Source organism: Halomonas qaidamensis (genome assembly GCF_025917315.1).
Classification (GTDB): domain Bacteria; phylum Pseudomonadota; class Gammaproteobacteria; order Pseudomonadales; family Halomonadaceae; genus Vreelandella; species Vreelandella qaidamensis.
This window is the reverse complement of record NZ_CP080627.1, coordinates 2,308,299-2,332,376: the sequence shown is the minus strand read 5'-3', so window position 1 is coordinate 2,332,376 and position 24,078 is coordinate 2,308,299. Positions and strand designations below refer to the sequence as shown.

The window sequence follows — 24,078 nt, the reverse complement described above, 5'->3', positions numbered from 1 at the left end:
TAGTGAACCATTGGGGACGTGGAGATGTTGGCGATACAGGGAATGACCGTTCAGCGGGGCGTGGGCGCGCAAGCACATAAGATTCGATTGCCAACATTATCCCTAGCACCAGGGGAGTGTGTGGCGATTACTGGCCCAAGCGGTTGCGGCAAGAGCACCTTGTTGGAAGCCGTGGGTCTGCTATTGGCACCCAGCAGGCTAGAGCACTTCCAGCTGGGGACGTTACAGCACGATGTGGCTAAGCTCTGGCGAACAGATAAGCAAAGTGAGCTGGCTAAACTTCGTGCCCGGGATCTAGGGTTTGTTCTACAAAACGGTGGATTACTGCCTTTCTTAAACGTGGCTGACAATATTGCCTTGCCGCGCCGTTTGCAGGGGTTAGCCAGCGAAAGTGCGAGGACGACGCAAGCAGTAGAACGTCTTGGGCTTATGCCTTTATTGCAAAAACGACCTTCCATGCTTTCCATTGGTGAGCGTCAGCGCGTTGCCTTTGTGAGGGCATTAGCGCATGAGCCACAACTGCTGCTTGCTGACGAGCCTACTGCTGCACTAGACCCCCACAGTGCGCATGATTTATTTGCATTATTTATGGAGGTAGTGGAGGAGCTACAGCTTTCTGCGTTGGTGGTTTCCCACGACTGGTCTCTTGTGCGGACATTTGGTTTGCCCCGCATTGATGCCGTCATAGTAAAAGGGGAGACCGTCTTTGAACCCCGTGTTTGAACGTTTCAGGCTCTTGGCATCGTTAGCAATGCATGACCTTTGGCATGACCGCAAAGTATCCATGTGTATTGCTGCGGCATTGGTGGCAGTAATTGCACCACTATTACTGTTATTCGGCCTTAAGTTTGGCGTCGTCAGCCAGTTACAGTCGGAGTTACTTAACGACCCGCGCAACCTAGAAATTCGAATGATTTCCAGTGGCCGTTATGATGCTGAATGGCTGGAGCAGTTGCGTAGCCAGCCTGAAGTGGGCTTTGCCATTGGCATGACGCGTTCACTTAATACCCAGGCCGACCTGGTTCAAGATAGCCGCCACTTTGTAGATAACGCCGAAATTATCCCTACCGCTGAAGGAGACCCCCTTTTAGCGTCGCTATCGCTTTCTCAGCCCCTTGAAGGCTTAGACGTGGTGTTAAGTGAGTCGGCGGCACGACGTTTGAATGTTGAGGTAGGCGACCAGCTGAGCCTATTTGTCAGCCGCCGCCTGAATAGCCGAGCAGAGCGCGGACGCCAATCTGTGGTTGTAAAAGGTGTTCTACCCGCGGAGAACTTTCCACGTCCGGCTGCCTTTGTGGCGCTACCGCTATTAATTTCACTTGAAGACTTCCGTGATGGCTATCGCATTGATGCTTTTGGCATCACGACTGGCAAAGTACGTGGAGAAGTAGGTGAAGAATTAGCTGAAAACGCGCGTGGCGAAAAAGAAACACAGTTTGCCCGGGCGCGGTTGTATGCCGCTGACACCGATCAGGTGGGGAAACTAGAGCAGTGGCTCAACGCGCAGCACATCGACACCTCTAGCCGCCTGGCTGACATTGAGAACGTTAACGCGATCAATCATGTGCTAGGGCTGGTGTTTGGTGTGATTGCCAGCACGGCGCTGGTGGGCTGTTTGGCATCAATGCTCGGCGCTTTTCTAGCCAATATTGATCGTAAACGTAAAGACCTGGCGGTGCTGCGTTTGTTGGGGTTTGATCGCCCGGCAGTCGCCGGTTATATCGTGTTGCAGGCGAGTACGCTCACACTAATTGCTTATGGCGTTGGATTGATTCTTTACAAGCTGGGAAGTGAAGTCTTCAACCAAGCACTGGCAATGAGTTCGACAACGGGAAGCGTTGTCTGTCGTATCACCTTCCTACACGGCGTAATAGCACTGCTTCTGGCCTTGCTGGTTGCCCTTGTGGTGGCCGTGGTCGGCATGCTGCGCGCTTTTAGTATCGAACCTGCGGAGAGTTTGCGTGAACTGTAAATCTTTTAAGCGCTCTGGCCAACGCTGGCGTAGTGCTGGATGGGCTGTGTTTTTGTTATGCCAAGTAGGCAGCGCATCGGCGCAGTGGGATGAAAGGCTTTATAACCCTAAGCCACAAGATGATGACATCATTCTTCCAATGCCTTGTGATGGCGCTATGGCGTTTCGAAAAGTCCATATTCCCGCTAAAGGTCCACTTGACGATTACCCGATTAATATTGGTCAGGACGGAACCGGTTGGGGATATGTAGAGCAGCGCCGCCCCTCATATGTTTCTGGCAACTTCAGCGAAGGTGAAGGGGTATCGCGCTACTACTTGCTCGCTAAATATGAAACAACCCAATTGCAATATGAAGCGTTAATGGGAGAAGCGTGCCCCTCACCTTCGACACGTTTGCGTTTGCCCATGGTATCGGTGAGTTGGTTTGATGCGACGGCCGCAGCGGATCGTTATAACCTGTGGTTGCGTGAGCACAGTGTCGATAGCCTGCCTCAAGAAGACAATGTGTTGGGTTTTTTACGCCTACCCACTGAAATTGAATGGGAATACGCCGCTCGGGGTGGTCTAGAAGTTGACGCCGCGGCGTTTCGTGACAGCCGTTACCCTATGCCAGATGGCTTGAATGCGCATGAGTGGTTCGCAGGGCCTCAGTCGGCGAATGGGCAATTACAACTAGCCGGTTTATTACAACCTAATCCACTCGGCCTACATGATCTCTTGGGCAATGTGTCAGAGATGATGTTTGAGCCATTCCGCTTAAATAAACTGGATCGTCAGCACGGCCAAGCGGGTGGTTTTGTGGTCCGTGGAGGCAGTTATTTAACCCCCCAAAGCGATATTCGCACAGCACTCCGTGGTGAAGAGCCTTATTACCGTGACAGCAATCACTCGCAAAGCGGACAAGTAGGCTTTCGTTTGGCGCTGGTGGCGCCTGCGTTAACGTCACGAGACCGAATTGCGGCCATCGAAGAAAGCTGGAGTGAACTAGGCGAAGATCTCGATGCCAGTAGCGCCCCTGCAGAGACCACAGGAACCGTTCAACGTTTAAGCAATCTGGCCTCTGAGCTTGAAGACACCGCTTTACAAGAGCAGCTACGCGATTTGGAAAGCCAGCTTAGGGCGAGCAATCAGCGCCAGGAAGAGGCGCGCAATTTAGCAGTGCGCGCTAGCCTTAATTTGGGAAGCTTCCTCTGTACTAAGTTAGAAGATGATGGCGTTTTCCTCGATTTTCTCCATAACAATTATCAGATCAACTGTGGAGAGGGTAGTACTGATGCAAGTTGTGGCATGCGTCAACAACGCCTTGAAGAGCAGGATGCCAGGCTAGAAGCATTAAGTCGCTACTACGCAAGTAGTCTTGTCGAGTCCGCTACGTTATATGGGGAACCCCTGCTCGAAGAGCAAGTTGAAGTGTTTGAAGAAATCATCAGCCGTAATAGTCAATTAACTCAGCTCACGCCTTATCTGCACACGCACTGGAAAAACCAGCGGGATTACTTACAACAGCAGCACGTTTCCACCAATGCCTGGCTGGAAAACTGTAAAGCCATGGCTAATTAAAAAAACGCAAGGGAATCTACTATGCAACACACTTCTATTTCATCCAAAAGCCAATCATTGAGCTTGAAAAAAGTACTGATGGCGACTGCTATCGCTAGCAGCCTGTTAGTGTTAAGCGGTTGTGCCACTACGGGTAGTTCATTGCTGTCAAATAACAGCAATGGCGCTTCGGCGGATCCTCGATTAACGCAAAGTAATGACGCTAAGTTTTTTAGCCGCTCTGGTTATCAAGCCTGTGCTGCTGGCGCTGCAGTGGGAATGTTAGGCTGCGCAATCACTAATCCAGGAAACAAAACACAATGCATGATTGTGGCTGGCTTAAGTGCCTGTGGTGTGGCCATGGGAGCCAACTATTATCTGGATCAACGACGTAGTGAGTATGCGAATACTGCCGAGCGCCTAGATGCCATGAGTGCTGATATTCAAGAAGATACTCGAAAAATCATTGCTCGAACCGATACCGTTCGTGACGTTATGCAGGAAGATAAATCACGCATTCAACGTATACAGAACGAAATGGAAACTCAGCAACTTGACCGGGAAGCGGCTAATCGTGAGTTAGCTGGCATTGACAGTAATATTGATATCCTGCGTCGCGAAGTAGCGAATATGAATAAAAAGTCAGCTGAATATCAGGAGGTTGCTGATGCCGAGCGCTCAGAAGCAAGCCCTGAAGAAATGCAGCGCATTGAGCAAGATATTAATCTGATGAACCAGAAAGTGCTGGCACTGCAGCAAGAAGTAGATGAACTCTACAACATGCGTTCAGCTATTACGTTGGGTTAAAGGACGACCGAAACATTATGAAAAGATCCAAGATGATTAAATCCATAATGATCGCTAGCAGTATGCTGCTGCTAGCCGGTTGTGCGACCACTTCACAGCAGTGTGATCCAAGTAATCATGATGTAAGCCTGATGACAAAGCTTTCCTGTGATACGTCAGGTGCTTATCGTTCTCAAGTAGATCAGCGCGAACATCAAGTTCGCTTGGACCAAGATGAGAACGCTCTATTTCAACAAGTGTATAGAGACATCAAGGCTCAACAGCTCGCTGTCCAAGAAGACTTAAATGTTCAGCGTGAAAAGCAACAAGCACTTAATGATTCACTACAAACATTACTAACACGCTTAAAAGCGCGTACTGGTGAAGAGCTTGGGTTGCAACATCGACTTAACGATCTTGAGCAGCAGTTAAACGCTAATCAAGTGCCTGCCCGTGACCAAACAGAAATGGCGGAGAAACAAACTCAGTTAGCTGAGCTTGAACAGCAAGTAAGCCGCCTTCAACAAAGCCTTGGCTATGAATAAGGTGGATGGGTAGCGATGCAACGAATCCTGCGTGATACTCAGGTGATGCTAGGTGGTACCTTTGAAAGCTATCAGGCCAAGGTCGCGCTTATTCACCGCCATTTTCCCCCTAGTATTGGCACTATGTTCGCCTTACCTCGTAACGGCCAGGGCGATACGCTGGAATGGTGGACAGAACTGCCAGGGCAGCCGCTAAGGTTTGATGCGTTAACAAAAGAGGAACAAGCTCTTTTGTTGGAACGTTTCGAGCAACGCCAAAAAAGTCTAGGGCATTTGGCTGATGAGTTGGTAAGACGCGGGGAGGCAGACGCAGGTGAGAGCTTGCGAACACTGATTGGCCCCGCTGACAAGCAGCATCTGTATAGCCTTAATGGCGAACCCGTAGTGATTCGTTGGGGAGCGGAAATGGTTAACACCGCCGCTCCCATTGTTACCCCTAAGCCTGCTCCCGTGGTGGCGACCCCCGTCGCTGCTCCTGTGAGTGTTAAGCGTCAGTCATTTAGGCCGCTGCTTTGGTTGTTGCCGCTGCTTTTTTTGCTGGTTGCCGCAGGGTTGCTTTATTTCCTTTGGCCGCTTGAGCATTACTGGAATAGTGGGCCTGACGAAGAAGCTGTGCCCTACGCCTGCCGCGAAGATGAGCAGGGCTTACCGCCGGAGTTCGTGCTGATTTTTGACACCTCCGGTTCCATGAATCTCAATATTGAAGCGACTCAAGCGGACGAAGATTGGTATTTCAACATGCCTCAGTTTCGTCAGATGATGCTGCGTGATCTCGGTAATGAACGTCTTTTGGCATTAGAGGCCGGGCCTTCTCGTTTAGAGATAGCCAAGGAGTCGGTTTCTCGTGTTATTAATCAGCTTCATTCTGATATTGATGCTGGGCTAATTACCTATGCGGGCTGTGGTAACCCAGTCGAGCAAGGCATTTTTAGCCTAGAGCAGCGAACGCAATTGATTAACGGTATCCAGTCCCTGCACGCTTATGATGGTACTCCTCTTGCGCAAAGCTTGGTCGCTGCGGCGGGGTTAGTTGATGGTCGAGAGCGGGATGCGACCATTATCGCTTTTGTTGATGGTGTTGACGGTTGTGGACAAAATCAGTGTCAAATAGCAGCAGAAATTGCCCAAAACCAGCCACGGCTTACAATTAATGTTGTCGATGTCACTCAAGGCGGCTTATCCAACTGTTTAGCAGAGCACACAGGTGGCCAAGTGTTCAGCTCACAGAATGCCGCTGAGATTAGCGGTATGTTGGAAAAAGCCAGCGCTCAGCTGCTTGATGCCAGCCATTGTGAATAAACGTACTTCACTAATCCTGCTCGTAATGAACGAGCAGTTCTACGGTAGGCAATGTTGCCTCTGCGCCAATGGCGCCATTAACCTTTAATAAGGAAAGAGAATGACTCAATCAAATAACCAAGTTGGTACTGCAATTGTTCCAGCGGTTATTCAAGCGCTTATCGTTTGTGTTGTACGTTTTTTTACTATTCCGTGGTCAATCTGGAAAGGAGCAGCTTTGCGTCTTGCTGCCATGCGCCACATTAGCGATGAAGATAAGATGGCTTCAAGTAAATCTGAGTTTCCCGTGTTTGACTGGTTTAGGGCGGCTTGGGATGGTGCTATTTTTTTATCGTGGTTTATTGGTGTTTTGATGAGTGTCGTTGCGCTTATCGGTGGAACCATGGGATATGGTGCAAATATTATGACAGGAATTGCTGCTGGCGTTACAGTATTAGTGTATTTTTACTTTGCTGTAATAGGCATGTCTTTACTAAAAGAAGGGCTGATTTTAGTTTTATCAATTGCTTTAAATATGGAGCGTTTAGTCAACAAAGAAAAATAATTTTTGCTAATAGCTTTGCTTTATGAAGCTGGCAGCATATTAAGTTCTTGCTGTATAGGTGGCTTTTTAAATAAAGTGAGTTAAATAACTGTCAAAGCTCCTCATTCCTGCTTTTTTTAATCTGGATGGGGAGTTTTAGCACTAGTAGTGTTGGACAGCTTTTATTTATACTTCCAATAAAAAATAGCTACGTTTCTATGATATTTGCATTCGATCATCATACGTTAAACCCTCGAAAAATACGCCACTATAAAATAGGTAGAGAATTAAATGCCAAACTATTTTTATGCATACCATGGTCCTAAAAATGGCAGTGAATTTTGCTACCACACTGGTTATGGTGTATCAAAAGAGAGCAAGCAGAGCCAAACAAGGCGTGGTGATTTTGTTTTTATAATCCAAAAAAGACCCAGCGTAGATTGCTTCCAATTATGTGGTGTTTTTAAGATAGTGAGTCACTATTATGATGAAGAAAGTGCTCGACCATATAGAATGAAGTTGGAAGACGTTTCAAAATTAACAACGTATATTGATCTTGATGAAGATAAAATAAGTAGGCAGCTGCCTCAGATTAAAGGCGATAAGCGGTGGTCTAATTTTAAAAGATATTTTTGTAGACAAGGCGTTTCATTTCAAAGCAGTCTAAATGAGGCTGTAGTGGATTTGCTGAATACTCTTGTTTTGCCTCGATCATCTACTATTGAAGATAACGAAGAAAAATTTAATCTTGAAGTTGAAAGATCTTTGAATTCATCTGAAAAAGCTAGAGCATTCAGGCTTAAAAAAGCTAATAAAAAGCCTGAGAAATGTGTTGTAGCAATCACTACGTTTAAACGCAATCCGGACGTAGTGGCAACTGTATTGCTACGAGCAGGAGGTAAATGTGAAGCCTGTGGAAATGATGCCCCTTTTAAAAAGCGAAAAGATAATACACCCTACCTGGAAGTTCATCACATAGTACGCCTAGCGGATAATGGCGACGACACTGTTGAAAATGCAATAGCACTTTGTCCCAACTGCCATCGCAAACAACATTTCGGATAAAAACGGGTATTTGGTAAAAACCATCATACAGCAGCAAAAGTGGTGGAAGTAACAGCCAGCATGGTACTACTTGGTCAATGTTGATGTTTTAGATTTAACGTCCGTATACGGCAATACCACTACGACCATTATGTTTAATAAAGTACATGCTTTGGTCAGCGGCATTAACGAGCTCAGGCGCACTGGCAAACCCTCCATCTTCTAGACAGGCAATACCGATAGAGACAGTCACATAAATTGGACGGTCTTCACACCATGCCATTGGTTGTTTTTGAAGCCGATAGGCAACACGTTGGGCAAATTTTCTGGCTCCGTTTGCGTTTTCTCCGGGTAATATAGCCATAAACTCTTCACCGCCGTAACGGCCTGCAAGGTCGCCATCGCGAACACTTGCATTGAGAAGCTTAGCAAAACTCACCAGCACCCTATCTCCGGCAGCGTGACCAAACTGATCATTGATGGTTTTAAAGTGATCAATATCTATAAATATGATTGAAAGCGCACCATCATCTTCCCGGCATTTCTGAAACCGCTTATCTAACTGCTCCTCTAACCATCCCCGATTGGCGATTCCTGTAAGTGAGTCGGTGCGGCTCCGTGACTCTAGATCGTTTTGTCGCTCAAGGAGTTGGGCCAGTTCTTTTTGCTGTTGATCTAAGCGTGCTCTCAAATCTAGGGTTTGCTCAAACAAAAGTTGCTGAGCCTCTGCCAGTAGCGCTTCATTATCGCGCTGGGTAGGGGCTGTAATATCGAGAATATTGGCTAGGCTGGGAAGCTGTGTCTCAATATTGTTCAGAAGCTCTTCCAGTTCTATATGCTCTACTAACTGGTGGCCTTCCAATTTTCTCATCAGGGTTACCAGCGCTTGTGCTGGCGCTGGTGAGAGCCAAGCATCAGCAATATGCCCAGATAGCCGGATGCATAATTGCTCCGCTGATGTCGCGGAGAAGTCTAGGTGACTTGTCTGAATAGCTTCTGCAATGGTAGTGGGGACTCCCCATTTGGCCGCAAGCCAAGCACCCACAACGGCATGATCACAACCGAATAGCACTTGCTCGTTATGACTCAGCTCAGGATGAAAGACCATCGGCGTTTCATAGACACTCTCCATTTCATCTGGATAAAGAGACTCTAGGGCTAACACCCCAATATCTTGCAAAAGGGCAGCTGTGAAAACGAACCCTTTTTTTGATCGGCACAAGTGATCCGCAAGATAACGTGAGGCGATGGCAGCAATGAGCGAGCGACTCCAAACTCTTTGTAGATATGCATTTGCCCCTTTCTGACGAAATAGGCTGAAGCTAAGGGTGGCTGCTAAGGTAGTGTCTAGCCCAATACAAGCCACCGCTTCTTGGCAGCTACTGATGGGCGGAGCGCTGCGTGCATAGTAGGCACTATTTGCTAACGCCAACAGGCGTGTAGTGAGAACCGGATCGTTCTCAATAGCATCCGCGTAGGCTTTGACATTAGCATGTGGAGATCTTGCAGTGGCGAGAACATTCATAGCGACAGAAGGGAGTGTAGGCAGTGATGCACAGCCTTCGAGATTTTGTCGGATAAAGTCCGGTAGTGGAGAGCTAAGCGATAGTTGAGCACTGTAGTCGGTTGGTTGAATAGCCAGCATAGCAACTCCCTTTTGGTCGTGCGGCTAGTGAGGTAAGTACTTTATAGTTTTTATAATCAAACAGTTGTTTTATAGCATAGGCTATAAGTGCAAAAGAGGGTAGGCAGAGGCAGCACTCTTTTGATGTTTTTGAGTTTGATGCACGCATTATTTAGTAGCGGCGTGAATAGCCGCGTCGATTCATGGGGGAGCAACCGTATCTCCCGTGGTCAGTGTTTGTTCCTATCTGATACAACCGGATAGAATCCCGCATAAGATCGGTCACTATCAGTGATGGCAATGCCACCTGTATTGCCTGCCGTAAGGATAGCGCTCCCGAGCTTCCTGACATGGCAGGGCCTATGATGCAACCTTTCGAAACCCTGACCCTAACCAAGCCCCTACAAACGCTAACGTAAAATATTTGCTGGTTTTAGAGCTTTTTTGTACAACTAGTGGTAGCTTTTGTCTAAGTTTTGGTTTTTAACGATTTGGCTATTGAATTTTATTAGCCCTAAGTTCAGCGGTTGCAACGGAGATGCGACGAGTTTAATGAAGTGCGGTAGCTGGTGAAATTGGTGAGCGTGGTAAGAACGCCAGTTGCTAGCGTCCAAGTTTTATGCTGAGCCAGGGCTTCTGTAAAAGAACTGTCATAAAAAACCATCATCGTTTAAAGATAAAAGGCATTCTTAACTATGACTTCCCCAAGCTCCCTCTCCGAATTACCAGCATCGACATTACCTGACCTTTTTCCACGCACCGTGATGCTTGCAGGTAGCGATCCTGACGCAACGCGTAGAGAAATTGAGGCCTGCTTCACGGCGACCTTCGACCGCTACGAGTCGCTGTTTACCACCCTGGTCAGCGAAGAATCCTATATTCGCAAGTCAATCCCCTTACGGCATCCACTGATTTTTTACCTCGGGCATACCGCTACCTTCTTCGTCAACAAGCTGGTGCTAGCCAAACTGCTGCCTACGCGGATAGACCCGAATATGGAGTCTATTTTCGCTGTGGGCGTTGATGAAATGAGCTGGGATGACCTCAACGAGGATCACTACGAATGGCCGTCGGTGGATGAGGTCATGGCCTATCGTGGCAAGGTGCGCGCTGCCGTATTGCAGCTGATTCGTGAGTTGCCGCTTTCGCTTCCAATCGGTTGGGACAGCCCCTTCTGGCCGATTGTGATGGGCATCGAGCACGAGCGGATTCACTTGGAGACATCGTCGGTATTAATCCGTCAGCAGCTGCTCCACCTGGTCACTCCCCAGAAACAATGGGAGCCGCTGCGCATCAGCGGTGAGCCGCCGGAGAACAGCCTGATTACCGTGCCGGGGGGTGAAGTCACCCTGGGCAAGGATTTCGATGATGCCTTTTACGGCTGGGATAACGAGTACGGCCATCACAAGGCTGAAGTGGACGAATTCAAGGCCAGCCAGTTCCTGGTCAGCAACAGTGAATTTCTCGAATTTGTCGAAGCCGGTGGCTATCTGAGCGATGAATTCTGGTCAGAAGAGGGGTTGGGCTGGCGCAACTTTGCCAAGGCAACGCACCCGACCTTCTGGGTGTGGAAAAACGAGTGGCATCTGCGCCTGATGACCGAAGAAGTGGAAATGCCTTGGGATTGGCCGGTAGAAGTTAACTTTCACGAAGCCAAGGCGTTCTGTCACTGGAAGAGTGCACAGCTTGGCCAGCCGGTGCGCATGCCGACCGAAGATGAGTGGCACCGTCTGGCAGAGGAGGCCGGGGTTTCCGAGCTGGAAAACGATACCCCTGCCAATGCCAACCTGCACCTGGATCACGGCGCTTCTTCCTGCCCAGTAACCCGCTTCCAGCACGGCCAGTGGTTTGACGTGGTGGGTAACGTCTGGCAGTGGGTTGAGACGCCGACCTATCCGTTCCCGGGTTTTGATGTTCATCCGCTGTACGATGATTTCACTACGCCGACCTTTGATAACCAGCATAACCTGATCAAGGGTGGTTCGTGGATTTCATGTGGCAACGAAACGCGCCTCAGCGCCCGTTATGCGTTCCGCCGTCACTTCTTCCAGCACGCCGGTTTCCGCTACGTGGTGTCGGATGCAGAAGTCAAGATGCCCAGCGCCTACTATGAAAGCGATGCCCGCATGGCCGAGTACGCTGAGTTCCATTATGGCGATGAGTGGTTCGGGGTTGCCAACTTCCCACAGGCGCTAGCCAACAAGGCGTTGGCCAGCATGGCTGGTCGCCAGAAAGCTCGCGCCCTGGATCTGGGCTGTGCCAGCGGGCGTTCCAGCTTTGAGTTGGCCCGTGAGTTTGAACACGTGGATGGGGTAGATTTCTCGGCTAACTTTATCCGCCAGGGTGTGGAAATGGCCGAGCAGAAAGTGCTGCGCTATACCCGCGTAGAGGAAGGCGAGCTGGTCAGCTATCAGGAACGCACCCTGGCGAGCCTGGGGCTGGAAGATTCAGCCGAGCGCGTCAGCTTCCATCAGGGCGATGCCTGCAACCTTAAGCCGCAGTTCAACCACTATGATCTGGTGCTGGCCGCCAACCTGATTGATCGCCTGTACAAGCCGTCACAGTTTTTGCAGAGCATCCATGAGCGCATCAATGCCGGGGGCATTCTGATGATTGCCTCGCCCTATACCTGGCTTGAAGAGTACACGCCCAAGGAGGAGTGGATTGGCGGCTTCAAGCGCGACGGGGAGAATGTCACTACCCTGGAAGGCCTGAAGGAACTGCTTGAACCTCACTTCCGGATGATCAGCGAGCCTGAAAAGGTGCCCTTTGTGATCAGAGAGACCATGCATAAATATCAGCATAGCCTCTCGGAAGTGACTTTATGGGAGCGTCGCTCCTAGCCTTTGACTGGCTTTTAGCCTACTAAGGATTCAATCGCCCGGTTAATCGACGCCTGTTCGGTTAATCGGGCATATAACACTTCATCAGCCGCTTCAGCGTTGATCAACCCTAGCAAGACCCCCAGCACGGCCCCTCTGTGAACGTTGTCACCGCCCACTTCAGCATTGATCTGCAAGGCTTTCATCGGGTTATCGTGGTGTTTGCATGCCAGATAGAGCACGGCTGGCCAGGCATCGGTGATATAGCAGGCCGTTGATAGCACCCCACCAATCACTTCTCGCTCGCTATGCTGGCTTTTTACCAGAGTAGTCAGTTCACGCTTTGCCAGGCTGCGGGTGGCGTTAAGCAGCGCTTCCTCTATGTGGTCGTCCGTATCTCTGAACAGCAGGTTATCGATCAGCGCCACATAGGCATCACACACGTCCGCCAAGAAGGTGTCCGGGTGGGTCAGGGCGAGATGCTGACGGCAAAGTTTGCGGGTATCCGCTAATGAGGTGCCTTTCAAGCGTTCACCAATGACCAGCGGCGCTATGGTCACCAGCCCGCCAATCGACGGGGTGTCGTGGGTCACGGCGCCACATTGCTTGGGCGACAAACCTTTTTCCAGGTTGGCAAAAAAACCGCGATGGTAGGATTCCGCGTAGGTATCCGGGTGGGCGGGCGTTTCGGCGGTCATCAGCTGGATGTAAGCTTCAAGAAAGGCGTCGCTGTCATAATGCTGATCAGTTTCTGCCATGCTATGCATCAGGGTTAACGCACAGTGGGCATTCAGGGTGTTGTCACCGGGCTGCATGCCCTGATGATAGTGAACATTCGGGCGATTCCAGTAGCCCTGTTTGCCCTTGAGTATAACGTCGCCGACGATCTCGGGCTGCGGGCTGCCGGAGCGCTTGCGGCCGCCGCTGCTGGTGGAGTGCATCGACATGATCGACGATGGGTGAAACTCAGGCGGCGCTTCAAAGGTGGTGATGCCGTCTGGAAAGGCACGGTCAATATCGTGAACGTTGTAGAACCAGTGGACGGGCATGGCTAATGCATCGCCAATAAACAGGTTCTTGAGTGCAGCGCGTGCTCTTGATAACGCGGTATTTGTCATTAACGTGGCATTTGTCATAAGGGGCCTTTACGTTGGTGAGGACTGGCGGGAGTCTTTGCACTGATAACCTACTATATCGGCTCCTACCCTCGATGACTGTATATGGACATGGCTGTCTAACGGCTGAACTGAAGTTGTTGTTATCAGGTATGCTCTGGGCTTGTTGTTATTTTGATTCCTTTAAGGACACCCTCATGCGTTTTCTAAAACCTGTTGCCATTACATCACTGGTTATGATGTTTTCAATTCCCATTTCACTATTGGCGCAGGATGCGCATATTGGCAGCGTGCGAACAGAGTTCAGGTTGATTGGCCCGAACAGTACCATTGAAGTAGAGCGTTTCGATGACCCAAAAGTACAAGGTATTTCCTGTTATCTCTCTTACTCTCAGGTAGGAGGGATTTCCGGCGCAGTGGGTTTGGCAGAAGAAGCCAGTGAAGCGAGTGTTGCCTGTCGGCAAACGGGGGAGGTGATTTTTGACCCTGATGAAGTCGATGAGCAAGAAGTGGTTTTTAATCAGCGCCGCTCGGCTCTTTTCAAAAATATGCGTGTGGTACGTATGCACGATATTGAAACTGAAACCTTTGTGTACTTGACCTACAGCACCAAGCTTGTTGACGGATCGCCAAAGAATGCGATTTCAGCAGTTCACTATGGCGGGTTTTAGGCAGCCCTAGCGGGCATTCCCTAAAGCCTGGGCCCAGTAGGTGGTGAACTGTGAGTCAGCATTCTGAGCACTTGCCATGCCGATTTCTGTGAACGTGGCGTTCATAATGTTGCTGCAATGGCCGGGGCTTTCTAGCCAGCCTTCTACCACGGCGGCAGCCGATAATTGACCAGCTGCAATGTTTTCACCCACCGCTTGCCATGGGTAGCCCTGATTGTTAATGCGCTGCTCTATACCCGAACCGTCAGGAGACGTATGGCTAACGTAGTCATTCTCTGCCATATCTTCGGCGTGTAGTTGAGAAGCCCTTGCAAGCTTACAGTTCCAGGTCAGCGGTTCTGTTGCTGCAAACTGTTGATCGCCGCACTGTCGGGCTTGGCTGCGTGCTTCGTTAACTAACGCCAGCATTTCCTGTTGCTGAGTAGAAAGTCCACACTCTTTATCGGGTGCGTTAGGGGTAGGGCCATCACCAGCCCATGCGCTGGTGATGCCCACTAGCATCAGTGTCATCGCACTAGAAAGCGCCCAATAGGCTGGGCGCTTTGAGGTTATTTTAGCCGCCGAATTTTTCATTTTCACCCAGGTTAGGGGTAGCGTCCTTTTTGAGATTGGCTTTGGTTATTTCATAGAGCTGGAAGGCTTTGCTCTCTTTTGCCTTCCAGTGCTCGCCCATCTGCACGTTAACTTCTAGTAGCGCTACGTCAGGGTCATCTTTTCCCTCTGGGAACCACGCTGCAATAAAGGGGTTCCAGTAACGTTCAATCAGCTCGCGATTATCGATTAGGTTAGCTTTACCCGAAAGCGATACATAAACGCCATCTTCCTGATCGGAAAAGCTAAGGCATACATCGTGATCGCTTTCGGTTTCAAACACCTTTTCGGCACTACGACGTGTGAAAAACCATAGCGTTCCGTCGTAGTCATCTTGAACCAAATGCATGGGGCGTGCTCGTGGTACATCGTTATCTAACGTTACCAACATACCTACCTTAATGTCCTTAATCATCTTCCAGATTTTCTGCTTATGCTCCGGGCTGGACATAGCGTCACACTCCTTATGTATTGAGGACTATTTACGTGTTGAAGGCTAATAATCGCCAACCAACATACTGATTCATCATCGTTGGTAAGAATCTATACGAAAGCTGTTTAAGTGGAGCAGCTTTTTGTACAAATTCTGCTAACAGCCTAGTCACCATTGTCGATGTCAGCAAATTTCTCATGATGTTTCTTCGCTGCTTAAATGGTCACTTAGAAAAACTTCAACCGCCATCAGTGGGTGGCAAAGCGGCAGCACAAGCTGAGAGAGGTGAGGGTGTCAAACAGATGAAAGCCTAGCCTTATTGCGTGTTAGCACTGCTTTTTTTAATAAACGCGGCACGCGCTATCGTTAAGAATTATTAAGGCGGGTTAGTGTGAGCAGTGGGTTCTTAACAATGAAAACTAATCAAGGATTTGATAATGAAATATCCACTAACCCTGTTAGCTGCCGCCGTTGCTGCCACTATCACCAGTACGAGTTATGCGGCGCCGCTGCTCAGTGACCAAGCATTGCTAGTTGATAGCCCAGAACACTTAAGTGCCAATGCCTGGGTGGAAATCTCGCAATCGGCTTTTGAAGGGAACGTTCGTGGTGTTCAGGAACTGCTTGGCGAAGAAGCGGATCTCTGCGCCATTATGAAGGCCGATGCTTATGGTCATGGCATTGCGAATTTAATGCCTTCTGTGATCGCGTTAGGTATTCCTTGTATTGGTGTGGCGAGTAACGAAGAAGCGCGGGTTGTTCGGGCGTCTGGTTTCGATGGGCGTTTAATGCGCGTACGCAGTGCAACACCAGAAGAAGTTCGCGGTGCATTTGATTACAGTATGGAAGAGCTATTCGGGGATATAACCGCCGCTCGGCAAGCATCCAGCGATGCAGCCGAGGCAGGGGTAACACTGCGCTATCATTTGGGCCTGAATGCCGGCGGTATGGGGCGTAACGGCATGGCGCTTGATAGTGAAGCAGGACGCCAGGAAGCGTTAGAGCTTCAAGACTTGGCATCGTTGGAGCTGGTGGGCATCATGACCCACTTCGCGTTTGAAGATGAAGATTTTGTTCGCCAAGGGCTAGAGGCGTTTCACGAGCAAAGTGATTGGTTAATCGAGACGGCTAACCTGGATCGAGATGCGCTAACGCTGCATGCCGCCAATTCATTTGCCACCATGGAAGTGCCTGAAGCACGCCTTGATATGGTGCGCCCAGGTGGCTTGCTGTATGGCGATCTACCTCATTATGAGCAGTTTAAACCGGTGATGTCGTTTCGCACGCGGGTAGCGTCGGTCAACGATTACGCGCAAGGCAGCGGAGTTGGTTACGATAACGTCAGGGTGTTGGAGCGCGATAGCCTACTGGCGAATTTGCCCGTCGGTTATTCTGACGGCTATCGGCGTGTTTTCAGTGACGCCGCATTTGTACTGGTCAACGGTGAGCGAGTGCCGGTCATGGGAAGAGTGTCGATGAACACGACCATGGTAGACGTGACGGATGTGGAGGGAGTGGCACCGGGTGATGAAGTCGTGCTTTACGGACTCCAGGGTGACGAGCGAATTACCATTGGTGAACTTGAAGACCTCAATAGTGCGTTACTCGCCGACCTTTACACGGTGTGGGGAAACTCAAATCCGAAGGTGTTGCGTCCAAGCGATAGCGAATAAAGTGAAAGTGACATGAATAGCGATAGCGAGTGATTTTTCTAGCAAAGACTGTGACCAATTAGCATGGTTTATCAAGCCACCCCGCTTATTCGAGCGGGGTGGCTTTTTGGCACTGTTTGACTAAGCCAAGCCGCTCAGCGCTATCAATAATTGTGATACCCCGATAACGCTTGTTTATTGTTGTTACCATGCTTATTTAAATCGCTGATAACTGTGAGCAATAGCAGAACAAACGCTGATATTGAGGAATTATTTTGCGCCTGCACTATTCTGGTCCACTGCCTGAGCGCGTCGGTTTTTTATTGCTACCGCGCTTTTCAATGATGGCGTTTTTTTCTGCGGTGGAACCGTTACGAATTGCTAATCGTATTAGTGGTCAAACCTTGTTTGAGTGGACGCTATTTAGCCGTGATGGTGAGCCTGTTACCGCAAGCAATGGCATGACGCTATTAGCCGATCAGCCGATGGGGGGTGGTTTTGATTTGCCCTCGTTGGCGGTGTGTAGCGGTTTTGAGCCTGAGGACCATTTAGACCGGGCGCTCATTTCATGGCTGCACCGGCTTGATCAATCCGGTTGTGCCCTAGGTGGGTTGGACACCGGAGGCTTTATCTTAGCTGCTGCTCAACTATTGAAGGGAGAGAGGATCACCTTGCACTGGGAGAGCTTGCCGGTCTTCCGTGAGCGTTTTCCTACGATTGAAACGTCCGACGAATTATTTGAGATCGGGGAGCGGCGTTTTTCCTGTGCGGGCGGTGCCGCCGCCATGGATATGGCCTTAGCAGTAATCGCTAGACGGCATGGTTCCAAGCTGGCGGTCGATGTTTCTGAACAACTTATTCATGAGCGTTTACGCAGCCGCAGCGACCAACAGCGGATGTCGTTAGCGCAGCGGTTAGGTACCCATAACCGGCGTTTAGTGGAAGCCGTTGCATTAATGGAGAGACATTTAGAAGAGCCTCTTGCAATGGCCGAGATTGCCCACCGAAGCGGTGTGTCATCTCGTCAATTGCAGCGACTTTTTGAACAGTACCTAAACGTGTCGCCGCGTCAGTGGTATCAGCAACTTCGCCTTCATCGTGCTCATCGCTTGTTAAATGAAACTGATATGAGTGTTCTTGCCATAGGGGTAGCCTGCGGTTTTAGTTCTAGTTCAAGCTTTGCCAGGGCGTTCCGCGGTCACTTCGGCTGCTCACCGATAGAAGCACGCCAACAGGCCGGTAACTGAGCGTTGAACGATATGGTTGTCGTTTTATGCGTAGGTAATGTCGCTTTGTGTCGTTTCTATTCTTGTCTAGCCGTCAAACTTGGTGAGGTATATCGCCAAAAGAGGACACTATAATGAAGAACGCACTCGGTGGTTTGAAGGGCATGTCGGCACTTAGCACCGCAGGATTGGCAGTGTTGGCGTTGGCAGGTCCAGCCGCAGCGGACCTTGATGAAGTAAGGTTTGGCGTCCCCCCCTGGCCAGGTGTCACTGTAAAATCCGAAGTGGCAGCTCAGTTGATGGAGGCGATGGGCTATCAAACAAGTCAGCGCGGTTTGGCGGTAAGTGTGATTCTTGAGGGACTAGCGCGCAACGATGTGGATGTCTATCTGGGCGGCTGGTATCCGGTACAAACCGATATGGTAGAGCCACTGGTTGCTGACGATAAAATTGAAAAATTGGTCTCCAATATCCAGGGGGCGAATTCAGGTCTGGTGGTTCCTCAGTATGTTTACGATGCTGGCGTGACATCGGTGGCCGACCTGGATGCCTACCGTGACCGTTTTGACGGTGAAATTCAGGGCATCGAGGCGGGCACCGGAATTAACACGGCCATTCTGGCGGCTATTGATAATGATATTGTAGGCTTAGGAGATTGGCGTCTGCGTGAAAGCTCCACTGCCGCTATGTTGGCGCAGGCTGAGCAAAAGATGGCGAATGAAGAGTGGGTGACGTTTGTTGGTTGGGAGCCCCACTGGATGAACGTCAGCTTCGACATGGCTTACCTGGATGATGCCGATGAGGCGGGCATCGCTCAAATTGAGAGCACGGTTTGGACCATCGTGCCGGCCAATTTGGCTGAGGAAGATCCCCAGTTGCACCGTTTTCTTTCGCAATATGTAGTGGATATTGAGGATCAAAACGCGTGGGTGCATCACTACAGCTATGAGGATCTTCCGGCTGACGAGGTAGCCTCTGAGTGGATTAGTGCTAATTTAGATACCGTAGAGACATGGCTGGATGGCGTAATGGCTAGAGATGGGCAGCCCGCGATACAGGCGGTGCGTTCGACTTACCAGTAGCTACTATTTTGTGTTAGCCGTTTGTTAAGCGCTTGGCAAAAATCTTGCCAAGCGCTTTGCATTTCAGGCAGGTCAGCGTGGGCATGTAATGCCGCATGAACCATGTTTTTTGCACAGCGATAGCCTACCTGCATACCGCTGTCCCGCCAGGAGGCAACGGCTTTTTCAAGCGGTGCGGTTAAAGGGTCGTGCTCAACTGAAAGAACCTCAATCTGCATCTCCGGTGGAAATGTATCGACGTGGTTGCCAATCCACGGGCAGTAGGGGATGAGTGACAAAACATCGTGCCGGCTAAGTAACGGAGCATCGGCTCCCAGTGTTTGCTGATTTAATTTGCCGACCGGCGGATAGATGAGTCCTACCAGTAAAGAACGATGCAATAAAGAGCGATGCAGTAAAGAACGATGCAGTAAGGGCGCTAAATCTATAGCTATGCGTCCGCCAGCGCTGTCGCCTACCACTGCGATGGGCTTTGTAGCCTTAGCAACTTTGAGGCACCCTTCTAGCATGTTGCGGTAGCTCGCTTCAGGCGCTAAGCAATAGCTGATACTGATAACGTGGCGCTTTAGCTGCTCTGCAAGGCTTGCTGCAACGCCATGATGGCTGTCGATAGACCCCAGGGTAAATCCTCCCCCGTGAATGTATAGCACTTGGCCAGACTGAGCGGATGCAGGGATAAAGTGTCGGAGGGCTACGCTTTTCCAGGTTTCGTCAGTGATTGTCATGCCTGACGGATTAGGCGGCGCAAACGTTTGGCATAATTGTTCGTAACGTTGGCGTGCCACTGCAGGAGAGCCATTTTCGATATCTTTTAAGCCCGCATCGAAGCGGGCGATAAAAGCGTTTATGTCCATTAGCAGCTCCACCAGTAAGTCGTTAGTGCGTTGGTTTGAGGCTGTCTCTCACTGACAATCAGGCGCTGCCGTTAAGCACGCCTGATGTCATCGGGATTGTTAAATCAGCGTCTTTTGCGTCGTGCATCGAGTGTTTCGCGAAATAGCGAAAGTAGTACACCTGCGGTCATCACGAGCACAACAACACTTAGCGGTAAGGCAGCAGCAATAAGTGCCGTTTGCAGTGCGTTCAGGCCACCGGCAACCAACAACACTGCTGCCACTAAGCCAATTACCACGCCCCAGAAAACGCGGAAGCGCCTGGGTGGCTCACTGTCGCCTAGTGACAAAATGGTGGTTAGTACCAAGGTGCCGGAGTCTGAAGAGGTGACAAACCAACTCATCAGCAGGAAGACCATCATGGCGGAGAGTAGCCATCCAAAGGTGCCTCCGCCAACAATGTTATCGGCTGTAGCAAACAGTGCTGAGGGCAGGTTCCAAGCGTTAACCAGCTCGATAATACCGGCGCTACCAGGGCCGCTCGTTGCATATAGCTCCTGATACATGGCGTTGCCGCCAAAGATGATCAGCCAAACAAAAATGATCAGGGTCGGTACTAACAGAACGCCCAATACAAACTCACGCAAAGTGCGGCCCTTGGAAATGCGGGCGATGAACAGCCCGACAAAGGGCGCCCAGGCTAGCCACCAGCCCCAGTAGAAGATTGTCCAACCCTGTTGCCATGCGGTTGCTCCTTCCTCATCTGCGTACCAAAGTCCCATGGGAATGACGTTGATAGCGTAGTCTAGCAAGGTCTCTCCAAACGCCATGATGAGCCACAACGTGGGCCCGCCAATGAGAAAAACCCCCACTACGACTAACGATACCCAAATATTCATTTCAGAAATAAGTCGAATACCGCCGCGCACACCAGTCACCGCAGAAAGTATTGAGATAATTGAAATGCCTGTAATGAGCATCAGCTGAGTATTTAACCCAGGATCGATACCCATAAGTCGCTCTAAGCCCACAGCCATCTGGCTAACCCCAAGCCCCAGCGACGTAGCTACGCCAAAGACACAGCCCAGCACACCAAGGATATCGAATAGGTGGCCGATAGGGCCAAAGATGCGTTCACCTATAAAGGGGTAAAGCGCCGAGCGCAGTGCGAGAGGCAACCCTTTACGATAAGCGAAATACGCCAGTGACATACCGACAATGACATAGATGGCCCAGCCGTGAAGACCCCAGTGAAAAACGGTAACGCGTAATGCATCAATAGCGCGTTCATAGCCGATGGCGGTGGCTCCCGCCATGTCCGCATGGGGGTTGTTGGGGTAGCCAAACGCACCGGTATCGTCAAGATAGAAGATTGGCTCAGCGACGCCAAAAAAAAGGATACCAATACCAATCCCCGCAGAGAACAGCATTGCAAACCACGCAAAGTTGCTGAACTCGGGGCGGCTGTCATCAGGGCCAAGCCGTATGCTGCCATAGCGACTGAAAACAATAAAAGCGCATACCACCAGTAGTAGCATGACAGTAACTAGATAGTAGCCGCTGAAAGTGCTTTCAATCCAGGCACGTGTTGCTCCAAACACGCTGCCCGCTGTATCTGAACCTAGTCCTGTGAAAAGCACGAAGAGCAGCACTAGGCCGCTAGCGGTTAGCGTCATTCCCTTGTGCATGCCTTGGAAGAAACCGCCTTGTGCTAGCTCAGTTACCATGTAGTCAGTGCTGAGCTCGACCTTAGGTGAACTGTTGTGTGAAGGCGGAGAGGGACAATGGGGGGGAGTTGGCGTAGCGATATTCTTGTCCTCATGGGCCGGACGTCGGGCCGGCGGTCCCGGTGAACCGCCCGGGTTGCGGGCGGTTCATGTTTTTTTCACTGAAGCTTCAACGACGTATAGCGATAGTGCGGTTAGCCAATTCCGGCCAGACCGAAGGCTCAGCTTGAGGTAGAGCCGCAATGGCGTCTTCAATGGGGGCAGGGAAGGGAGCGGGTCGCCCGGTATAGCTATCAATGCCCATCAGCATCTGCTCGCTGGTGGCCAACAGATTGTTAGCCTCATCATGTAGCTTAAAGAAAACATGCAGACGTTTGGTGTCGCGATCCAGCAGGGTTAGCGCCACGCTGAGTGGCTGCCCCTCGTGGGCCTCGCGGCGGTAACAAAGATGCGTCTCAAGGGTATAAATCGTGTAGCCGAAGTGCGCGCGGCTTGGAGTATCCAGGCCGATATGCTCCATCAGCGCCTCTACCGCTAGCGAGAATACCCGAGCGTATTCAGCATCGTTCATATGGCCGTTGTAATCGACCCATGCTGAGGCGACGCGGCTTTCTAAAATCACCATCAGATACGTCCTTCCAAGCCTTCGGCTTCGGGCCAATATTTTTGTACCAGGCCAAGTAGTTCCACCAGGAAGTCATCACGGCGGCTGTCAAGTTCGGCCACCGAGCGCCCAGCAGCTTGATGCTCGCAGCCATCTACCACACGATCAATAAGGTCGTTGGTAAGCTCGGGGGCTTCAAGCTTCGTCCAGGGCAGTTTCAGCGCTGGGCCAAACTGTTCCAACATATGACGCATACCTTGTTCTCCCCCCGCGAGATGGAAGGTCAAAAATGTTCCCATCAGCGACCAGCGCAGGCCGCAGCCGTAGACCACCGCGGCGTCTATTTCCTCAGTAGTGGCAACGCCGTCGTTAACCAAGTGCAGCGCTTCGCGCCAAAGCGCTTCCATCAGGCGGTCAGCAATATGCCCCTCAATTTCCCGGCGCACAACCAGTGGCCGCATGGCAAGTGCTTGATAGTGGGCCTGGGCACGCGCTAGTTGGTCAGGCGTGGTGGCGTCACCGCCAACAAGCTCCACTAATGGCAATAGATAGACGGGATTGAAGGGGTGAGCCACGATAACTCGCCCAGGAGCGTTATGGCAGTCTTGCTGCAAGTCGCTGGGTTTAAAGCCGGATGTGGAAGAACCGATAATAACGTGCTTTTCCGCAGCCGCATCCAGCGCCGCAAGCATTTCGCGCTTAAGCTCAAGCCGCTCAGGTACGTTTTCCTGAATTAAGTCAGCACCAATAACCGCCTCCTCTACGCTATCGACGAACCGTAAGCGTGTTGGGCTGGCGCTTTCTGCTAAGCCAAGACGTTGTAAGGAGGGCCAGGCATTTTCAATAAAGGCATGGGTGCGTGCTGGGGCCTTGGGGTCTGGGTCAAAGGCCACGACATCCCAACCTTGTGCCAAGGCGCGAGCAATCCAGCCATTGCCAATAACGCCGGTTCCTATCACGCTAAGTTGATGGTTCATACGCCACCTCCCGCACTGACAGTCCCGGTTTTGGGATCGCGTAGGGACAAATGGGCACGTGTCTCTGCGGGGGTCATGATTCGGCCGCCAAGGTTCTCAATCAGCGTGGCGGCATGGTCTACCAGTTGTCCGTTAGTGGCCAGGACACCTTTTTTTAGAAAGAGGTTGTCTTCGAGGCCGACGCGGGCATGGCCGCCTAGTAGTATCGCTTGAGCTGCCATAGGCATCTGATGGCGACCGATGCCGAAGGCTGCCCAATGGGCGTTTTCTGGGAGCTTGTTGCGCATCGCCAGCATACTTTCTGTATCGGCTTCAGCGCCCCAGGGAATGCCTAAACAAAGCTGATAAAGAGGGTCACCATCAATCAGGCCTTCTTGTTGTAACTGCCTGGCGAACCAGACATGGCCTAAGTCAAAACACTCTAGCTCTGGTTTAACGCCAGCAGCTTGTACCAAGCGAGCATGCTCGCGTAGCCAGTCGGCAGGATTAACGTAGACCATATCGCCAAAGTTGAGGCTACCGCAGTCTAGGGTGCAGAGTTCAGGCAATAGTTCGCCTACAGGTTCATGGCGTTGGGCAGGCGTCTGGATATCTGTGCCGGGGCCACCGCGGGTAGGATCTTGGAGGTCGGGAATCCAATCACCGCCACCGCCAGCGGTAATATTCATGACGATATCCACATTCGCTTCGCGTACGCGTTCCATTACTTCGCGAAAGTGATCAAGAGAGTGGCTGATACCGCCGGTGTTAGGGTCCCGTACATGAATATGCGCAACGCTGGCACCCGCTTTCGCGGCGGTAATACAGTCGTTCGCGATCTGTTGGGGCGTGATAGGCACATGGGGATTTTTGCCAGTGGTATCGCCTGCGCCGGTGACAGCACAGGTTAAAATAACGTTGCGGTTCATTGGCCGCTCCTTGACAGTAGCTATGAATAACGTACTTAAGTATGGAGAGATAGCGAGATAGCGATTGTCATTAAGCGACGCTAGATGCACATAAAGCGTCGTTG

22 protein-coding genes are annotated in these 24,078 nt (G+C 50.7%); 13 read left to right on the top strand and 9 right to left on the bottom strand.

Going from position 1 to position 24,078, the window contains the following annotated elements; translation table 11 throughout:
- Positions 1 to 24: 24 nt before the first annotated feature.
- From K1Y77_RS10820 to K1Y77_RS10785, 8 genes are all read left to right on the top strand, one after another.
- Positions 25 to 723, top strand: coding sequence for an ABC transporter ATP-binding protein (locus tag K1Y77_RS10820; protein ID WP_264428393.1), 699 nt, complete (start codon positions 25 to 27; stop codon positions 721 to 723).
- On the top strand, positions 716 to 1,972 hold the full coding sequence (locus K1Y77_RS10815; protein WP_264431463.1) for an ABC transporter permease: 1,257 nt from the start codon (positions 716 to 718) through the stop codon (positions 1,970 to 1,972). Before K1Y77_RS10820 ends, K1Y77_RS10815 begins: the two co-directional genes overlap by 8 nt.
- Complete coding sequence (locus K1Y77_RS10810) at positions 1,962 to 3,533, top strand: formylglycine-generating enzyme family protein (protein ID WP_264428391.1); 1,572 nt, start codon at positions 1,962 to 1,964, stop codon at positions 3,531 to 3,533. The genes K1Y77_RS10815 and K1Y77_RS10810 overlap by 11 nt, the downstream gene beginning before the upstream one ends.
- A 21-nt stretch (positions 3,534 to 3,554) precedes the next feature.
- Positions 3,555 to 4,319 (top strand): hypothetical protein, encoded by a 765-nt coding sequence (locus K1Y77_RS10805; RefSeq protein WP_264428390.1) that lies wholly within the window; start codon positions 3,555 to 3,557, stop codon positions 4,317 to 4,319.
- A gap of 32 nt (positions 4,320 to 4,351) precedes the next feature.
- Positions 4,352 to 4,843: a hypothetical protein gene (locus K1Y77_RS10800; RefSeq protein ID WP_264428388.1), complete on the top strand. Its 492-nt coding sequence runs from the start codon at positions 4,352 to 4,354 to the stop codon at positions 4,841 to 4,843.
- A 15-nt stretch (positions 4,844 to 4,858) separates the two neighbouring features.
- Positions 4,859 to 6,142, top strand: coding sequence for a vWA domain-containing protein (locus K1Y77_RS10795; protein ID WP_264428387.1), 1,284 nt, complete (start codon positions 4,859 to 4,861; stop codon positions 6,140 to 6,142).
- A 100-nt stretch (positions 6,143 to 6,242) separates the two neighbouring features.
- A complete protein-coding gene (locus K1Y77_RS10790) occupies positions 6,243 to 6,686 on the top strand; it encodes a hypothetical protein (RefSeq protein ID WP_264428385.1) in 444 nt (147 codons plus the stop codon).
- 270 nt (positions 6,687 to 6,956) lie between these two features.
- Complete coding sequence (locus K1Y77_RS10785; protein ID WP_264428383.1) at positions 6,957 to 7,730, top strand: HNH endonuclease; 774 nt, start codon at positions 6,957 to 6,959, stop codon at positions 7,728 to 7,730.
- Positions 7,731 to 7,824: 94 nt separating this feature from the next.
- Here K1Y77_RS10785 and K1Y77_RS10780 read toward each other — a convergent pair whose 3' ends face one another.
- Positions 7,825 to 9,354, bottom strand: a complete 1,530-nt coding sequence (locus K1Y77_RS10780) for a sensor domain-containing diguanylate cyclase (RefSeq protein ID WP_264428382.1) — start codon at positions 9,352 to 9,354, stop codon at positions 7,825 to 7,827.
- Positions 9,355 to 10,028: 674 nt separating this feature from the next.
- Between K1Y77_RS10780 and ovoA the strand changes: the two genes are divergently transcribed.
- Positions 10,029 to 12,176 carry a 5-histidylcysteine sulfoxide synthase gene (gene ovoA, locus K1Y77_RS10775; protein WP_264428381.1) on the top strand — a complete coding sequence of 716 codons (2,148 nt, stop codon included), beginning with the start codon at positions 10,029 to 10,031 and terminating at the stop codon, positions 12,174 to 12,176.
- A 14-nt stretch (positions 12,177 to 12,190) separates the two neighbouring features.
- Here ovoA and K1Y77_RS10770 read toward each other — a convergent pair whose 3' ends face one another.
- Positions 12,191 to 13,291, bottom strand: coding sequence for an ADP-ribosylglycohydrolase family protein (locus K1Y77_RS10770; protein ID WP_264428380.1), 1,101 nt, complete (start codon positions 13,289 to 13,291; stop codon positions 12,191 to 12,193).
- A 176-nt stretch (positions 13,292 to 13,467) separates the two neighbouring features.
- Here K1Y77_RS10770 and K1Y77_RS10765 point away from each other — a divergent pair, with 176 nt between their 5' ends.
- On the top strand, positions 13,468 to 13,941 hold the full coding sequence (locus tag K1Y77_RS10765) for a CreA family protein (protein WP_030072079.1): 474 nt from the start codon (positions 13,468 to 13,470) through the stop codon (positions 13,939 to 13,941).
- Between the two features lie 6 nt (positions 13,942 to 13,947).
- On the opposite strand, the gene K1Y77_RS10760 is transcribed toward K1Y77_RS10765, so the two are convergent.
- Together K1Y77_RS10760 and K1Y77_RS10755 are read right to left on the bottom strand one after the other, a co-directional pair.
- Positions 13,948 to 14,451 carry a CAP domain-containing protein gene (locus K1Y77_RS10760; protein ID WP_264428379.1) on the bottom strand — a complete coding sequence of 168 codons (504 nt, stop codon included), beginning with the start codon at positions 14,449 to 14,451 and terminating at the stop codon, positions 13,948 to 13,950.
- A 43-nt stretch (positions 14,452 to 14,494) separates the two neighbouring features.
- Positions 14,495 to 14,983 carry a pyridoxamine 5'-phosphate oxidase family protein gene (locus tag K1Y77_RS10755; RefSeq protein ID WP_030072083.1) on the bottom strand — a complete coding sequence of 163 codons (489 nt, stop codon included), beginning with the start codon at positions 14,981 to 14,983 and terminating at the stop codon, positions 14,495 to 14,497.
- A 419-nt stretch (positions 14,984 to 15,402) separates the two neighbouring features.
- On the opposite strand from K1Y77_RS10755, the gene alr reads away from it, so the two are divergent.
- The 3 genes from alr to K1Y77_RS10740 all read left to right on the top strand — a co-directional run bounded on the left by alr (position 15,403) and on the right by K1Y77_RS10740 (position 18,925).
- On the top strand, positions 15,403 to 16,638 hold the full coding sequence (alr, locus tag K1Y77_RS10750) for an alanine racemase (protein ID WP_264018030.1): 1,236 nt from the start codon (positions 15,403 to 15,405) through the stop codon (positions 16,636 to 16,638).
- Between the two features lie 254 nt (positions 16,639 to 16,892).
- Positions 16,893 to 17,864, top strand: a complete 972-nt coding sequence (locus tag K1Y77_RS10745) for a GlxA family transcriptional regulator (RefSeq protein ID WP_264018031.1) — start codon at positions 16,893 to 16,895, stop codon at positions 17,862 to 17,864.
- A 113-nt stretch (positions 17,865 to 17,977) separates the two neighbouring features.
- Entirely contained in the window at positions 17,978 to 18,925 is a 948-nt protein-coding gene (locus K1Y77_RS10740) for an ABC transporter substrate-binding protein (protein WP_264428378.1), read from the top strand.
- Here K1Y77_RS10740 and K1Y77_RS10735 read toward each other — a convergent pair.
- From K1Y77_RS10735 to K1Y77_RS10715, 5 genes are all read right to left on the bottom strand, one after another.
- The gene (locus tag K1Y77_RS10735) at positions 18,916 to 19,779 is read right to left on the bottom strand and encodes an alpha/beta hydrolase (protein WP_264428377.1); all 864 of its coding nucleotides are present in this window, start codon (positions 19,777 to 19,779) and stop codon (positions 18,916 to 18,918) included. The two genes, K1Y77_RS10740 and K1Y77_RS10735, sit on opposite strands and share 10 nt — an antisense overlap.
- 104 nt (positions 19,780 to 19,883) lie before the next feature.
- Positions 19,884 to 21,485, bottom strand: a complete 1,602-nt coding sequence (locus K1Y77_RS10730) for a BCCT family transporter (RefSeq protein ID WP_264428376.1) — start codon at positions 21,483 to 21,485, stop codon at positions 19,884 to 19,886.
- A gap of 169 nt (positions 21,486 to 21,654) precedes the next feature.
- Complete coding sequence (locus K1Y77_RS10725; protein ID WP_264428375.1) at positions 21,655 to 22,110, bottom strand: thioesterase family protein; 456 nt, start codon at positions 22,108 to 22,110, stop codon at positions 21,655 to 21,657.
- A complete protein-coding gene (locus K1Y77_RS10720; RefSeq protein ID WP_264428374.1) occupies positions 22,110 to 23,066 on the bottom strand; it encodes an L-carnitine dehydrogenase in 957 nt (318 codons plus the stop codon). The genes K1Y77_RS10725 and K1Y77_RS10720 overlap by 1 nt, the downstream gene beginning before the upstream one ends.
- Positions 23,063 to 23,974 carry a BKACE family enzyme gene (locus K1Y77_RS10715; RefSeq protein ID WP_264018036.1) on the bottom strand — a complete coding sequence of 304 codons (912 nt, stop codon included), beginning with the start codon at positions 23,972 to 23,974 and terminating at the stop codon, positions 23,063 to 23,065. Before K1Y77_RS10715 ends, K1Y77_RS10720 begins: the two co-directional genes overlap by 4 nt.
- Positions 23,975 to 24,078: the final 104 nt, after the last annotated feature.

Excerpts from the sequence above, each read along its gene's own strand:
- K1Y77_RS10820 (WP_264428393.1), top strand. The coding sequence starts at position 25 with ATGTTGGCGATACAGGGAATGACCGTTCAGCGGGGCGTGGGCGCGCAA.
- K1Y77_RS10805 (WP_264428390.1), top strand. The coding sequence starts at position 3,555 with ATGCAACACACTTCTATTTCATCCAAAAGCCAATCATTGAGCTTGAAA.
- K1Y77_RS10800 (WP_264428388.1), top strand. The coding sequence starts at position 4,352 with ATGATTAAATCCATAATGATCGCTAGCAGTATGCTGCTGCTAGCCGGT.
- K1Y77_RS10795 (WP_264428387.1), top strand. The coding sequence starts at position 4,859 with ATGCAACGAATCCTGCGTGATACTCAGGTGATGCTAGGTGGTACCTTT.
- K1Y77_RS10790 (WP_264428385.1), top strand. The coding sequence starts at position 6,243 with ATGACTCAATCAAATAACCAAGTTGGTACTGCAATTGTTCCAGCGGTT.
- K1Y77_RS10785 (WP_264428383.1), top strand. The coding sequence starts at position 6,957 with ATGCCAAACTATTTTTATGCATACCATGGTCCTAAAAATGGCAGTGAA.
- K1Y77_RS10780 (WP_264428382.1), bottom strand. The coding sequence starts at position 9,354 with ATGCTGGCTATTCAACCAACCGACTACAGTGCTCAACTATCGCTTAGC.
- ovoA (WP_264428381.1), top strand. The coding sequence starts at position 10,029 with ATGACTTCCCCAAGCTCCCTCTCCGAATTACCAGCATCGACATTACCT.
- K1Y77_RS10770 (WP_264428380.1), bottom strand. The coding sequence starts at position 13,291 with ATGACAAATGCCACGTTAATGACAAATACCGCGTTATCAAGAGCACGC.
- K1Y77_RS10765 (WP_030072079.1), top strand. The coding sequence starts at position 13,468 with ATGCGTTTTCTAAAACCTGTTGCCATTACATCACTGGTTATGATGTTT.
- K1Y77_RS10760 (WP_264428379.1), bottom strand. The coding sequence starts at position 14,451 with ATGACACTGATGCTAGTGGGCATCACCAGCGCATGGGCTGGTGATGGC.
- K1Y77_RS10755 (WP_030072083.1), bottom strand. The coding sequence starts at position 14,983 with ATGTCCAGCCCGGAGCATAAGCAGAAAATCTGGAAGATGATTAAGGAC.
- alr (WP_264018030.1), top strand. The coding sequence starts at position 15,403 with ATGAAATATCCACTAACCCTGTTAGCTGCCGCCGTTGCTGCCACTATC.
- K1Y77_RS10740 (WP_264428378.1), top strand. The coding sequence starts at position 17,978 with ATGAAGAACGCACTCGGTGGTTTGAAGGGCATGTCGGCACTTAGCACC.
- K1Y77_RS10735 (WP_264428377.1), bottom strand. The coding sequence starts at position 19,779 with ATGGACATAAACGCTTTTATCGCCCGCTTCGATGCGGGCTTAAAAGAT.
- K1Y77_RS10730 (WP_264428376.1), bottom strand. The coding sequence starts at position 21,485 with ATGGTAACTGAGCTAGCACAAGGCGGTTTCTTCCAAGGCATGCACAAG.
- K1Y77_RS10725 (WP_264428375.1), bottom strand. The coding sequence starts at position 22,110 with ATGGTGATTTTAGAAAGCCGCGTCGCCTCAGCATGGGTCGATTACAAC.
- K1Y77_RS10720 (WP_264428374.1), bottom strand. The coding sequence starts at position 23,066 with ATGAACCATCAACTTAGCGTGATAGGAACCGGCGTTATTGGCAATGGC.
- K1Y77_RS10715 (WP_264018036.1), bottom strand. The coding sequence starts at position 23,974 with ATGAACCGCAACGTTATTTTAACCTGTGCTGTCACCGGCGCAGGCGAT.